The organism is Massilia sp. Root351, from assembly GCF_001425045.1.
In the GTDB taxonomy this organism is placed as follows: Bacteria; Pseudomonadota; Gammaproteobacteria; order Burkholderiales; family Burkholderiaceae_D; genus Rugamonas.
In genome coordinates this window covers 276,036-289,236 of record NZ_LMDJ01000012.1, presented here as the reverse complement: position 1 = coordinate 289,236, position 13,201 = coordinate 276,036, and the positions used below count along the sequence as shown (strand labels likewise).

General features: G+C 65.4%; 14 protein-coding genes. 6 read left to right on the top strand and 8 right to left on the bottom strand.

The genetic code is table 11. The features are described 5' to 3' along the window. The first annotated feature begins 13 nt into the window (after positions 1-13). Positions 14-907 (top strand): LysR substrate-binding domain-containing protein, encoded by an 894-nt coding sequence (locus ASD15_RS14295; protein ID WP_057155648.1) that lies wholly within the window; start codon positions 14-16, stop codon positions 905-907. 24 nt (positions 908-931) lie between these two features. On the opposite strand, the gene ASD15_RS14290 is transcribed toward ASD15_RS14295, so the two are convergent. The 7 genes from ASD15_RS14290 to ASD15_RS32330 all read right to left on the bottom strand — a co-directional run bounded on the left by ASD15_RS14290 (position 932) and on the right by ASD15_RS32330 (position 7,887). Next, positions 932-1,930: a TRAP transporter substrate-binding protein gene (locus ASD15_RS14290; protein WP_057155647.1), complete on the bottom strand. Its 999-nt coding sequence runs from the start codon at positions 1,928-1,930 to the stop codon at positions 932-934. Between the two features lie 54 nt (positions 1,931-1,984). Further along, positions 1,985-2,842 (bottom strand): CoA ester lyase, encoded by an 858-nt coding sequence (locus ASD15_RS14285; RefSeq protein WP_057155646.1) that lies wholly within the window; start codon positions 2,840-2,842, stop codon positions 1,985-1,987. After that, on the bottom strand, positions 2,839-4,194 hold the full coding sequence (locus ASD15_RS14280; protein WP_057155645.1) for an MmgE/PrpD family protein: 1,356 nt from the start codon (positions 4,192-4,194) through the stop codon (positions 2,839-2,841). The genes ASD15_RS14285 and ASD15_RS14280 overlap by 4 nt, the downstream gene beginning before the upstream one ends. Positions 4,195-4,225: 31 nt before the next feature. Beyond that, a complete protein-coding gene (locus tag ASD15_RS14275) occupies positions 4,226-5,404 on the bottom strand; it encodes a CaiB/BaiF CoA-transferase family protein (protein WP_057156075.1) in 1,179 nt (392 codons plus the stop codon). Between the two features lie 10 nt (positions 5,405-5,414). Beyond that, complete coding sequence (locus ASD15_RS14270; protein WP_057155644.1) at positions 5,415-6,575, bottom strand: acyl-CoA dehydrogenase family protein; 1,161 nt, start codon at positions 6,573-6,575, stop codon at positions 5,415-5,417. Between the two features lie 19 nt (positions 6,576-6,594). Further along, positions 6,595-7,452 carry a MaoC family dehydratase N-terminal domain-containing protein gene (locus tag ASD15_RS14265; RefSeq protein WP_057155643.1) on the bottom strand — a complete coding sequence of 286 codons (858 nt, stop codon included), beginning with the start codon at positions 7,450-7,452 and terminating at the stop codon, positions 6,595-6,597. A gap of 252 nt (positions 7,453-7,704) precedes the next feature. Beyond that, positions 7,705-7,887 (bottom strand): hypothetical protein, encoded by a 183-nt coding sequence (locus tag ASD15_RS32330; RefSeq protein WP_157200943.1) that lies wholly within the window; start codon positions 7,885-7,887, stop codon positions 7,705-7,707. A 214-nt stretch (positions 7,888-8,101) separates the two neighbouring features. Between ASD15_RS32330 and ASD15_RS32925 the strand changes: the two genes are divergently transcribed. The 5 genes from ASD15_RS32925 (at position 8,102) to ASD15_RS14245 (ending at position 10,217) form a co-directional block, all read left to right on the top strand. After that, on the top strand, positions 8,102-8,251 hold the full coding sequence (locus tag ASD15_RS32925; RefSeq protein WP_200953968.1) for a hypothetical protein: 150 nt from the start codon (positions 8,102-8,104) through the stop codon (positions 8,249-8,251). Positions 8,252-8,377: 126 nt separating this feature from the next. Beyond that, positions 8,378-8,743, top strand: coding sequence for a hypothetical protein (locus ASD15_RS14260; RefSeq protein ID WP_057155642.1), 366 nt, complete (start codon positions 8,378-8,380; stop codon positions 8,741-8,743). A gap of 45 nt (positions 8,744-8,788) precedes the next feature. Further along, positions 8,789-9,253, top strand: coding sequence for an acyl-CoA thioesterase (locus ASD15_RS14255; RefSeq protein WP_057155641.1), 465 nt, complete (start codon positions 8,789-8,791; stop codon positions 9,251-9,253). Between the two features lie 103 nt (positions 9,254-9,356). Then, positions 9,357-9,857 carry a hypothetical protein gene (locus tag ASD15_RS14250; protein ID WP_057155640.1) on the top strand — a complete coding sequence of 167 codons (501 nt, stop codon included), beginning with the start codon at positions 9,357-9,359 and terminating at the stop codon, positions 9,855-9,857. Between the two features lie 72 nt (positions 9,858-9,929). Beyond that, positions 9,930-10,217, top strand: a complete 288-nt coding sequence (locus ASD15_RS14245) for a DUF4351 domain-containing protein (protein ID WP_162249898.1) — start codon at positions 9,930-9,932, stop codon at positions 10,215-10,217. A gap of 10 nt (positions 10,218-10,227) precedes the next feature. On the opposite strand, the gene ASD15_RS14240 is transcribed toward ASD15_RS14245, so the two are convergent. After that, entirely contained in the window at positions 10,228-13,095 is a 2,868-nt protein-coding gene (locus ASD15_RS14240) for an EAL domain-containing protein (protein ID WP_057155638.1), read from the bottom strand. Positions 13,096-13,201 lie beyond the last annotated feature (106 nt).

The window sequence follows — 13,201 nt, the reverse complement described above, 5'->3', positions numbered from 1 at the left end:
CCAGAGGAGCGCCATGCTGTTCGATTTGACCGACCTACGCCTGTTCATCCACATCGCCGAACTGAAAAGCCTCACCCGCAGTGCCGAGCGCATGCACATGTCGCTGGCGGCGGCCAGCAACCGGGTCAAGGAACTGGAGGCGCGCTTCGGCACGCGGCTGCTGTACCGCGAAAACAAGGGTGTGCAGCTGTCGCCGGCAGGCGAAACGCTGCTGGCGCACGCGCAGCAGTTCATGCAGCTGGTGGAACGCCTGAAAAGCGAGATGCAGCAATACAACAATGGCATCAAGGGCCATATCCGCATCTTCGCCAACACCACCGCCGTCACCGAATTCATGCCGGAGGTGCTGGGCCGCTTCCTCGGCGTGCATCCGCAGGTGAATGTGGCGCTGGAGGAGCGTCTCAACCAGGACATCATACGCGGCGTACAGGAGGGCACGGCCGATATCGGCATCGCGGCCGGGCCGGTGCAGGGGGCGGGGCTGGAGATCATCCCTTTTTCAACCGACCGCCTGGTGCTGGCAACGGCGCCGGACCATCCGCTGGCGGCGCGCGCCCAGATCGGCTTTGCCGAAACGCTGGACTACCAGCACATCGGCCTGCACGAAGGCAGCACCTTGCAGCACTTCCTGGCGCGCGCGGCCAGCGAAGCCGGGCAGCGGCTGCAACTGCGCATCCAGGTGCGCGGCTTCGAGGCCATGTGCCGCATGGTGGAGAACAACGTGGGGATCGCCATCCTGCCGCATTCCTCGGCGCTGCGCTTGAGCCGGGGCATGAAGCTGGCGCTGGTGGAGTTGACGGAACCGTGGGCGGTGCGCGAGCGCAGCGTGGTGGTCCAGAAGCTCGACGCACTGCCGCTGTACGCGCGCGAGCTGGTGGATTTCATTTGCAGCATGGAGGCGGCGTAGGCCGCCCGCCGTCCCGCGCGCGCCTTACTTGCCTTCGACAGCTGCCGCTTCCCGGTTGAAGGTGGCGATCAAATCCTTGCCGATGCGCTCTTCCATGGTTTTCTGCACCGGCAGCAGGGCGGCGCGCCAGGCTGCCTTTTCCTGCGGCGTGAGCGTGTAGACTTCGGTCTTGCCTGACTTGCGGATGGCGTCCATGGCGGCATCGTTTTCCTTCTGCGCGATGTCGTTGGCGTATTTGGTCGCTTCCTTCATGGCGCTGTCCAGCGTGCTGCGGATGTCGGCCGGCAGCGCATCCCAGAACTTCTTGTTCACGATGACGGCGTAGCCGATGTAGCCATGGTCGGAGACGGTCAGGTGCTTCTGCACCTCGTGCACCTTCTGCGTGTAGATGTTGGATGGCGTGTTCTCGCTGCCATCCACCACGCCGGTCTGCATGGCCTGGTACACCTCGGAGAAGGCCAGCACCTGCGGGTTGGCGCCCAGCGCCCGCATCTGCGCGTCGAGCACCTTGGACGACTGGATGCGCATCTTGGTGCCCTTGAAGTCGGCCGGCGTGCGCAGCGGCTTGTTGGCCGTCATTTCCTTGAAGCCATTGTCCCAGAACGCCAGCCCGACGATACCCTTGGACTCCAGCTTTTTCAGCAGCGATTTGCCGACCGGGCCGTCATTCACGCGCGCCAGCGCCGCTTTGCTGGGCAGGATGTAAGGCAGGTCGTAGACCTCGAACTCCTTCACGCCCAGCGGCCCGAACTTGGACAGCGACGGCGCCAGCATCTGCACCGATCCCAGCTGCAATGCCTCCAGTTCTTCCTTGTCCTTGTACAGCTGGCTGTTCGGATACAGCTCGACTTTCACCCGTCCCTTGGTGGCAGCCTCGGCCAGCTCCTTGAACTTTTGTGCGCCTTTGCCTTTCGGCGTGTCGGCGGCCACCACGTGGCTGAATTTGATGACGATGGGGTTTTGCGCGTAAGCGCTGGCCGCAAATACAGTCACGGCGGCGAACAGCAGGGATTGCAGTTTCATGGTGTCTCCAGGCGGTGAGGGGCTCTTGCCGGCCCCTTGCGGGTTTTGATACGGTTAATGCAGATTCTTTCGCGCCGCCTCGGAGGCGATGCGCTGCGCCAGCAGCAGCACTGGCTTGTCTATCATCTTGCCGTCGACGGCCACGGCGGCGCCGCGCGCGCCCTCGGCGGCGGACAGCACGCGCTGCGCCCAGGCCACTTCCTCGCCGGAGGGCAGGAAGGCGCGGTTGACCGCCTCCAGCTGGTCCGGGTGGATGCACAGCTTGCCGCCAAAGCCCAGCCGGTGCGCATAACGCGCGTCATCCTCGGCGGCGGCGCCGTCAATGGCGGCGGTGATGCCGTCTACCGGCGGGCGCAGGCCGGCCAGGCGCGACGCCAGCACAATCTGCGAGCGGAAATAGAGCAGCTCGTCGCGCTCGCCGTGGATGCCCATGTCCAGCTTGAAGTCGATGGACCCGAACATCAGGCGCTGCACGCGCGGCGCGGAGACGATCTGGTTCATATTGGCGAAGCCCTGCGCAGTTTCGATCAGCGGGAACAGCGGCGCGCTGGACGAGGCGCTGGCCACGTCGGCCACTCGTTCGGCCTTGGGCAGCACGATACCGGCAATGCCGGGGCGGTGGCACAGGATCAGATCGTCCCCGAAGCAGCCCGAGTTCACGCAGTTCACGCGCACCAGCACCGGCACGTGCGGGGCGCGGCCTTCAGGGCTGGACAGCCAGTTTTCCAGCGCGTCGCGCGCCGCGCCCTTGGCGCTGGGCGCGACTGCGTCCTCGAGATCGATGATGACCGCGTCCGCCCCCGAGGCGCAGGCCTTGGCGTAGCGGTCCGGCCGGTCGCCGGGCACGAACAGGAAGGAATGGGCCAGGGCCAGCCTGGCGTCGGGTGGGGCAGCATGTACGGCAGTGCTCATAAGAGGTCTCCCATAATATTGATGCGGCTTATAGTCCAGATTTTGTCGGCCAGGGCGGCCATGTCGGCCGGCGTGGCGGCCCCGCTGAAGGCGGCCAGACGCGCGGCTTTGTCTTCCAGTTCGGTGCGGCTCAGGGTATTGCCGGGGTCTCCTTTGGGTTCGTCGACGCGGCCGTGCAGCGTGCGGCCATCCGTGGTGCTCACGGTGACCTTGCCTATCCAGCGCGCCGGGTAGGCCTGGTCCACCTCTTTGTCGAGCATCATGTGTACTTTGCCACGGAATTCGGCAACGCGCTGGGTATTGAAGCTGGCGTCGAATTCGGTCAAGCCGGCGCTGCCGAATTCGGCGATCAGGCCCAGCACGGTGCCCATGGAGAACTTGGCCTGGTGCACGGTTTGCGGGTCGACCACGGGGCCGAGCACGTCGATGGCGCCCTGGTGCACGTGACAGTCAACGCGGGCGATCTGGTCCGGCGCCAGGCCATGGCCGCGCATCACCTGCTGCAGCGCGTCGGCGGCCGGATGGGTGTGGCGGCAGCTGGCATGGAACTTGAACGAGGTTTCGGCCAGCGTCCAGCGGAAACCGAGGCGGTCGATCAGCTTGGCCGGGTCGGCGTCGCGCGTCATGCCGGCGCCCATGCCTTGCGCGCCTTCCAGGATGCGCCGCGCGCCGGTGAAGCCGGCCTGGGCCAGGTAGGCCGACATCAGGCCGTCGCTGGCGGCTTTGGCGGTGTGCAGCTGCTTGGAGTCGGCCGCGTCGCGCAGGAATTCCCACAGGCCGGCGGCTTGCGTGCCGGCCGAGCCGAAGGCGTGCAGCATCTGTTCCGGCGTGAGGTTGAGCAGGCGGCCCGCCGCCGCAGCGGCGGCGATGGTGCCGGCGGTGCCGGTGGTGTGGAAGATCTTGTAATGCGGGCGGCCCAGGAATTCGCCGACGCGGATGCCCACCTCGTAGCCCGCCACCACGGCCGTGAGCAGTTCGCGTCCGGAGCGGCCCAGCGCTTGCGCCACCGCCAGCGCGGCCGGGAACACCACGGCGGCGGGGTGAAACACCGAGCCGTTGTGGACGTCGTCCTGCTCGGCGTAATGGGACGCGGCGGCGTTCACCATGGCGGCGAACATGGGCGTGGCGTGCTTGCGCGAGATCAGGATTTCGCAGGGACCGGGGCCGCCCATCTGTTCGGCATAGCCGGCAATGGTTTCCACCGGGCGCGCGCCCTTGCCGGCCAGCGCGGAGCCGGCCCAGTCCAGCAGCAAATCCTCGGCGCGGCGCAGCACGTCGTGCGGGATGGTCTCGAATTGCAGCGTGGCGGCGAAAGTGGCCAGGGCCAGGCTGGGGTGGTTGATGGCGTTCATGGTGTCTCCGGGCGTAGCGATGCGGTGGGCGTCAGACAGCGCTGGCCGCGCGCAGCGACGCGATGGCCTCGGTTCCGTAGCCCAGGCCCGCCAGGATCGCGTCCGTGTGTTGCCCCAGCGCCGGCACGCCATCCATGCGCGCCTCGTACGCGTTCGGCACGCCGGGCGGCAGCAGCGCCGGCATGGGGCCGGCCGGCGTGGCCACCTCCACCCAGCGCTGGCGCGCCTTGAGCTGGGCGTGCTGCCACAGGTCGTGCATGCTGTTCATGTGCGCGTTGGCGATCTGCGCGCTGTCCAGCCGTTCGATCACCTGTTCCGCCGTCAGCGTGGAGAACACGTGCACGATCATCTCGCGCAGCTCCTGCCGCGCCGCCGTGCGCAGCGCATTGGATGCATAGCGCGGGTCCTTCGCCAGCTCCGGCTGCAGCAGCACCCTGGTGCAGAACAGCTCCCACTCGCGTTCATTCTGCAAGCCCAGCATCACGGTCTTGCCGTCGCCGGCGGGGAAAGGGCCGTAGGGATAGATGGTGGCGTGCGCGGCGCCAGCGCGGGGCGGCGGCGCCGCGCCGTCCATCGCGTAGTACAGCGGATAGCTCATCCACTCGGCCATGCTCTCCAGCATGGACACGTCGATGTTGCAGCCTTGCCCGGTCTTGCCGCGCTGGATCAGCGCCGCCAGGATGTTGGTGTAAGCGTACATGCCGGCTGCGATGTCGGCGATCGAGCAGCCGGCCTTGGCCGGTTCGTCCGGCGAACCGGTGATTGACAGGAAGCCGGATTCGCTCTGGATCAGCAGGTCGTAGGCCTTCTTGTCGCGGTACGGTCCGTCCGCGCCGTAGCCCGAGATGTCGCACACGATCAGGCGCGGATACTGTTCCTTCAGCGCTTCATAGGACAGGCCCAGGCGCGCGGCGGCGCCGGGCGCCAGGTTTTGCACCAGCACGTCCGCGCCGGCCAGCAGTTTGCCGAGGATTACGGGGGCTTCGCCGTGCTTGACGTCCAGCGTCAGGCTCTCCTTGGAGCGGTTGGTCCAGACGAAATGCGAGGCCAGGCCGCGCGCGCGGGCGTCGTAGGCGCGCGCGAAGTCGCCCACGCCGGGACGCTCCACCTTGATGACGCGCGCGCCCAGGTCGGCCAGCTGGCGGGTGCAGAACGGCGCGGCGATCGCGTGTTCCAGCGTGATGACGGTGATACCATCGAGCGGACGCATGGTGCTCACCTCAGAACGAGCGGGGCATGCCGAGCACGTGCTCGGCCACGAAGGACAGGATCAGGTTCGTGGAGATGGGCGCCACCTGGTACAAGCGCGTTTCGCGGAATTTGCGCTCCACGTCGTACTCGTGGGCGAAGCCGAAGCCGCCGTGGAACTGCAGGCAGGCGTTGGCCGCTTCCCATGAGGCGTCGGCCGCCAGCATCTTCGCCATGTTCGCCTGCGTGCCGCAGGGCTGGTGCGCGTCGAACAGTTCGCAGGCCTTGTAGCGCATCAGGTTGGCCGCTTCCAGGTTTATATAGGCTTTGGCGATCGGGAACTGCACGCCCTGGTTCTGGCCGATGGGGCGGCCGAACACCACGCGCTCGTTGACGTATTTGGTCACCTTGTCGATGAACCAGTAGCCGTCGCCGATGCATTCGGCTGCGATCAGGGTGCGCTCGGCGTTCAGGCCGTCGAGGATGTACTTGAAGCCCTTGCCTTCCTCCCCGATCAGGTTCTCGGCCGGGATCTCCAGGTTTTCGAAAAACAGTTCGTTGGTCTCGTGGTTCACCATGTTCAGGATTGGCACCACCGACATGCCCTGGGCCATGGCGTCCTTGATGTTGACCAGGAAGATCGACATGCCTTCGGACTTCTTGGTCACCTCGGCCAGCGGCGTGGTGCGCGCCAGCAGTATCATCAGGTCCGAATGCTGCACCCGCGAGATCCATACCTTTTGGCCGTTCACCACGTAGCGGTCGCCCTTTTTAACGGCGGTGGTCTTGATCCTGGTGGTGTCGGTGCCGGTGCTCGGTTCGGTCACGGCCATCGACTGCAGGCGCAGTTCGCCGCTGGCGATTTTCGGCAGGTAAAGCTGCTTCTGCGCCTGGGAACCGTGCCGCAGCAGGGTGCCCATGTTGTACATCTGGCCGTGGCAGGCCCCCGAATTGCCGCCGGAGCGGTTGATTTCCTCCATGATGACGGACGCTTCCGTCAGCCCCAGCCCGGAGCCGCCGTACTCCTGCGGGATCAGTGCGGCCAGCCAGCCGGCCTTGGTCAGCGCGTCCACGAAGGCTTCCGGATAGCCGCGCTGTTCGTCGATGTCGCGGAAGTAGGAGGACGGGAACTCGGCGCACAGTGCGCGCACCGCGTCGCGGATGTCCTGGTGGTCCTGGGTTGGCGTATGCATGGCGTTGTCCCCTGTTTGTTCAGTTCAATTTGGCTTCGGCCTGCATGGCCAGTTCGCCCTTGCTGTTGGCGGCCCACAGCGTGACCGTGCCGTCGGCGTTCTGGCGGGCGTTCACGGTAAAGGACGCAGTGTCGAACAGCGGCGAGACGGCGCGGAAGCTGAATTCGGCCACGTTCGCCTGCGGCAGTTCGGCGCGCAGCAGTTCCATGAGCAGCGTGGCGATCAGCGGGCCGTGTACGATCAGGCCGGGATAGCCTTCCACTTCCGTGACGTAGCTGCGGTCGTAATGGATGCGGTGGCCGTTGAAGGTGAGCGCGGAATAGCGGAACAGCAGCACCGGGTCGGGCGAGATCGTGCGCGTCCACTGCGCTTCGCCAGGCGGCATTTTGGGGGCCGGACCGGCGCTGCCGGGAGCGGGCATGTCGCGGTAGACGATGTCGTGTTCTTCCGTGATGGCCAACTGGCCGTCGTGGTGGATCTCGTGGCGCACCGTGACGAAGGTGAGCAGGCCGCCGGCGCCGCTCTTCTGCGCGATATCCAGGATGGTGGACGTGCGGCGGATGGCCGCGCCCACCGGCACGCCGGCGGGGAAAGTGAGGCGGCCGCCGGCCCACATGCGGCGCGGTTGCGGCACCGGCGGCAGGAAGCCGCCGCGGCGCGCATGGCCGTCCGGGCCCAGGCCGGACTGCGGCGCGGTGGTCCAGAAATTGATCCAGTGCCACAAAGGCGGCAAGGGTGCGCCGTGCTGCGGCGGGCTCGGATAGTCTAGTGTGGCAGCCAGCGCGGCTACCGCCTCGGGCCGCACCACGTCGTGCAGGGTTTCCGTCTTGCCGGTCCACTGCTGCAGCAAGGTAATGTCGTCGGTGTCGGATTTCATGGTGGGCTCGTCAAGATTGAAGCGATGAGCCAGTGTAGGCCGCGCCGGGCCACCCCACAATTCGCCATTTCGGAAGGGGGGCTTCGCTTCAGCTTGAGGCGGACCCTCCGTCCGGGCAGAGACAGGAGAACGCCATGAACCGTATCGTCAGTGCCTTCATAAGGGCGCACAGCACGCCCGAGCCGGATATTCCGCCGCCCGAGCCGGAAAAGGATCCGCCGCCGGACAACACGCCCTTGCCGGAAACGCCGCCTATCGAGGAGCCGGAGCCGCCGCAGCCGCCGATGAAGGCGGATGGGGCTTGATCTTTTTCATCTCCTCGTCGGTCTCCCGTTCGGCAGGGGTCTTGCCGCCGCTGCCGATGTCGGCTTCTTCCGTCATGTGGCCGTCGCGCTGTTCCGCATCCTTGGTGTCGTGCTGGGGTTGGGTTGCCATGCTGTCCTCCGCTTGCTGGTCGATGTCGGAAAAAGCCTAGCAGGGAGGCGGTGCCGGCGGCGCGCCGTAGCTGCGCGGACAATGTTAATCGGCGTGAAACGCCGTTGCTCACTAGCTACATATTTATGTGTTTGTGCTGGCCGTCACAATGCCGTCAGAATTCTATTCATATAATGAATCATCGTCATTTGGATTGTTGATCTCGGAGGCCATCATGGGCAATTCCTTACACAATAAAATCTATCTTGGCCGCCGCCATGCTGCGCTGAACGCCCTGAGCACCAAGCGGGTGCAGGCGCTGCTGCTGTTCACCGCCGTCGCCGGCGCGGCGCTGGCCTGGTTTACCATCCAGGCGCTGAAATAAGATTGCCGGCTGCCGCATACGCTGCTGAAAAGGGCCGCCGGGTGCATGCTCGCGGCCGCATTGCCTTGCCCTGACGCTACAGGGCGCGTACCATGAGGGCCGCAAGTCTCTTTTGGAATTTAGGCAATGAAAAACGAAAAACTCTCCGCCGATGAATACGACGCTCTGAAAGAGGTCGCACGCGGCCTCAAGCTGGGCGAGCGCATCAGTGCATGCATCGGCCGCAACACCAAGCGCCTCTCCGGGCTGAAGATGTTCAGCATCGCCCGCAACGGCCACATCACCCTGACCGATAAAGGCCAGCAGGCACTGTTCCTGCGGCGCTGCGTGCTCGGCCTGCGCGCGGTCGCGGCCGGCGGCGACGTCAAGCTGGACAACGATGTTGCCACCTTCCTCGGCAAGAAAGGCCACATCGTGGCGCGCGAAGGCGGCTACGACATCACCGACAAGGGCCGCGAATCGCTGGCCGACATCGAAGCCCAAGGCATCTAAGATTCCATACTCCCCACTCTGAAGGTTTTTGCAATGGATAGCGCAATGCACTGGTCGGCCCACGAGCTGACGATGACTGTTCTGATGACGCCCGACATGGCCAACTTTTCCGGCAACGTGCATGGCGGTACCATTCTGAAATACCTCGACAGCGTGGCTTATGCCTGCGCCAGCCGCTATTCGGCCAGCTATGTGGTGACCTTGTCGGTGGACCAGGTGATGTTCCTGCAGCCGATCCACGTGGGCGAACTGGTGACCTTCCTGGCCTCGATCAACTACACCGGCACCACATCGATGGAAGTGGGTATCCGGGTAGTGACGGAGAATATCCAGCAGCGCCTGGTGCGCCACGCGAACAGCTGCTACTTCACCATGGTGGCGGTGGACAAGGACCGCAAACCGGTCGCCGTGCCGCCGCTGGTACCCGAGACGGAGGAGCAGAAAGCCCGCTTCGAACAGGCCAAGCTGCGCAAGGCGGCGCGCCAGCAGGTGACGGCCAAGCGCAAGTAGGCAAGCTGGCGGTCCTGCAATCCGGCCAGGCTTTGCATTTGGTCAATACGACAGGGCAGAGCATGGATCGCCAGCCCGCTATGATGTGCCATGGAAAGCCGCCTTGACGCATGCTTTCCGGGCCTTCATGGCCTTCTTTTTCTCTGAGCTTGGCGCCCAAGTCGACTGGTCGGCGCGGCCGCGCTTCCTGGACAAGGAGCTGGCCGGAATCGGCTTTGGCGGCGCGCCGGATGGCATGGTGGCCGACAAGCTGGTCGAAGTGTGTCTGCGCAACGGCAGCGTACAGTGGGTCCTGATCCACATTGAAGTGCAGGCGCAACGCGACACCTCGCTGGCGTCGCACGCGTTCCACAACCAGTTGCTGGGGACGGTGATGGGCATCTCCTTCGCCACAGCCAAGCTGCTCGATTTCGCTGCGCAGGCCGATGCCTTGATGGCTTCCCATAATCCGTTTGCCTTGGTCACGCTGGCTCACCTGCGCACGCAGCAGGCCGGTCACGACCCTGACCGCCTCTACGCGGCCAGGTGGCAGCTGACCAAGCTACTGTACGAACATGGCTGGAGCAAACGGCGGATAATTGTGCTGTTCAAAGTGATTAACTGAATGATGAACTTGCCGCCGTTACAGCATGAGCGCTATTGGCGGGGTGTTCTCCGGTTGGGAAACGAGCACAACATGGAACTCGACATGAAGCACCCTATGGAGTGGGTTACGCCATTGGAGCAAATGTTCATCGACAAGGGGCTGAGGAAGGGGCTCGAGCAAGGCCTGGAACGCGGCCGCCGGGAAGGTGCTGCGGCGCTGCTGGAACGGCTGCTCACGCGACGCTTCGGGCCGTTGCCGCAAACCGCGCGGAGCAAGCTGGGCAAGGCCAGTGAAGCGCAATTGGCAGCCTGGAGCGATGCGCTGCAGGAGGCGCAATCGCTGCAGCAAATATTTGAATTCGCGCGCCGCGAGCAATGAGGATTGAAGCTCAGGCGGCCAGGGTTGCGCTGACCGAATCGAGATGGCGGCCCTGGCGCGCCATCTGCTCGAACAGCTCCGGCGCCACGGGGCGGCTGAAGTAGTAGCCTTGCATGGTGTCGCAGCCATGCCGCTGCAGGAAGTCCAGCTGCGCGCGGCTTTCCACGCCTTCAGCCACCACGCGCAGCTGCAGGTTGTGGGCCAGCGCGATTACCGACACCACGATGGCCGCGTCGTCCGGATCGGTGATGATGTCGTTGACGAAGGAGCGGTCTATCTTCAGCACGTCGATCGGGAAGTCGCGCAGGTAGGACAGGCTGGAATAGCCGGTGCCGAAATCGTCGATCGACAGCGTCACGCCCAGCGCCTTCAGCTGGTGCAGCAGGCTCACCGCCTGCGCCACATCATTCATGAACAGGCTTTCGGTCAGTTCCAGTTCCAGGCAGGCCGGCGGCAGCCCGGTGTCGGCCAGCACGCCCGCTATCATCTGCACCAGGTCCGGCTGGCTGAACTGGCGCGCCGACAGGTTGACCGCCATCTTCATCGGCGCGTGGCCGTGGCTGTGCTCCAGCCATTCCCTGGCTTGCGCGCACGCGGTGCGCAGCACCCAGGCGCCGATCGGCACGATCAGGCCGGTTTCTTCGGCCAGGCCGATGAAGCGCGCCGGCGACACCAGTCCCAGTTCCGGATGCTGCCAGCGCAGCAGCGCTTCGGCGCCGATGATGCGGCCGCTGTCCAGGTCCACCTGCGGCTGGTAGTGCAGCGCGAACTCGCCGCGCTCGAGCGCGCTGCGCAGCGCGTTTTCGATGCGCAGGCGTTCCTGCGCCTCGTCGTTCATGGCCGGTTCGTAGAACTGGAAGCTGTTGCGGCCCAGTTTCTTGGCCGCGTACATGGCAATGTCGGCATGCTCGATCAGGTGCTGGGCGTTGCCGCCGCCGTCATACGAGGCCACGCCGATGCTGCAGGTGACAAAGAACTCCTTGCCTTCCAGGACCACCGGCTGCGCCACGGCGTTCATCACGCGCTGCACGATGTCCGGCGACAGCGTCGCCTCGTTCGACTCGCCCAGGATGGCAACGAACTCGTCGCCCGACAGGCGCGCCACGGTGTCGCTGCCGCGCACGGCCGCCTGCAATCGCTCGGCCACGGTTTTCAGCAGCAGGTCGCCGGCCTTGTGGCCCAGGCTGTCGTTGACGAATTTGAAACGGTCCAGGTCGATCAGCAGCACCCACATCGGATGGCCGCTGCGGTTGGCGTAGGCGATGGCCTGGCTCAGGCGGTCCTGCAGCAGCACGCGGTTCGGCAAGCCGGTCAGCACGTCGTGGTGGGCGATATGGTGGATGCGCTGCTCGGACAGTTTGCGCTCGGTGATTTCGCTGCCGGTGCCGCGATAGCCCTTGAACTCGCCGCGCGCATCGTACACCGGCTCGCCGCTGGTGTTAAACCAGCGCACGATGCCGTCGTCGCCGGTGATGGCGTATTCCAGGTTGGAGAAGGGCAGGCGCGCCTCCAGCCGGGCGATGTGGTCGCGGCCCCAGCGCGCGGTCAGCATCTCCGGCGTGCTGTCCCAGCGGGTGCGGCCGATGAAGCGGCCCGGGTCGATGTGTCCTTTTTCAAAGAAGCCGTCGGTGATGCTGGTGAATCGGTAGAAGGCATCCTGTTCCCAGTACCAGTCCGAGGACAGCGCCAGCAGGCGCCGGAAGCGCTGTTCGCTGTCGAGCAGGGCGCGCTCGGTGTGCTTGCGCATGGCCACGTCGTCGGCCAGGCGCTCGTTGGACTGGCGCAGCTCGGCGGTGCGGGCGTCCACCAGCATCTGCACGCGGCGCGAGCGCAGCACCAGGCTTTGCACCAGCGCCGCCATCAGCGCGCTGAACAGCACCCCGCCCAGCAGCGTGCACAGGGAGCCGAGGTGGCTGTCGATGAAGGGCTGGGGCAGGGCGGTCACGCGCACTTCCCACGGCTGGCCCAGCACGGTGTAGGTCTGGCGGTACAGCGCATGCTGGTGGAAGGCGAACCAGCGCGCCAGCGGATGGCTGGCGCCGTGCGGTTGCGGCAGCTCGCCATGGCTGAACACCAGGTTGGCCGCCCGCTCCGGGTCGCCGACATAGACGCGCAGCGCCAGGTTGCCGTCTTGCAGCAGGCCGGCCGATTGCAGGATCTTGCCCACCAGCGAGGGGGCGCGGATCACGGTGGCGGTGTCGCCCTGCCAGGCTGCCTTGCGTTCAAGTGCGGTGCCTAGCGGCGCGCCGGTCCGGTACACCGGCATCATCATCACCAGGCCCGGTTCGTCGCCCTTGGACTGGGCCAGCTGGAGCAGTCCGGTGGAGTGCGGCTGGCCGGTGGTGAGGATCTGGTCGATGGCCAGCGGCATTTGCGGGTTGTAGCCGGAGTCGATGCCGAAAGCGCGCTGGTTGCCTTCCAGCGGTTCCAGGAAATGCACCACGTCGTAACTGGGACGCTGGCCGGCCGGACGCAGCACGCCGTTGTCATGCTCGGTGATGGTAAAGCCGGGGAAGGCGCGCCGCATCTCCGCCTCGTATGCCGGGCGCTCGGCCAGCGTGATGATGCGGTGGTAGTTGAAAGCCTGGATGAAGGGGTACTGTTGCAGCAGCGGCGCGGTGAAGTCGTGGAATTGCTGGCGGCTGACCGGGGCCGCCGCCACGAACAGCTGGTTGGTCACCTTCAGCACCTGCACCGCCTCGTTCAGGCCGCGCTGGATGGCAGCGGTACGCAGGTTGGCGCGCTGTTCGAAATCGAGCTGCATCTTGCCGTATTCGAGCGCCCCCACCGCGCCGAACAGGATGCCGGTGATCACCAGCCCCACGCCGAGGGTGCACGCCGCCGCGACGGTCAGGGTGGATTTGCGGCGACGTGTCATTGCTTTCCTGTACAGTAAAAATATGGCGGGGATGGGGCCGCCATTAGTGTGTCACAAAACTTGCCGCTCGGCATAATTTTGCATCAAAATAATTCCAAATAACAAC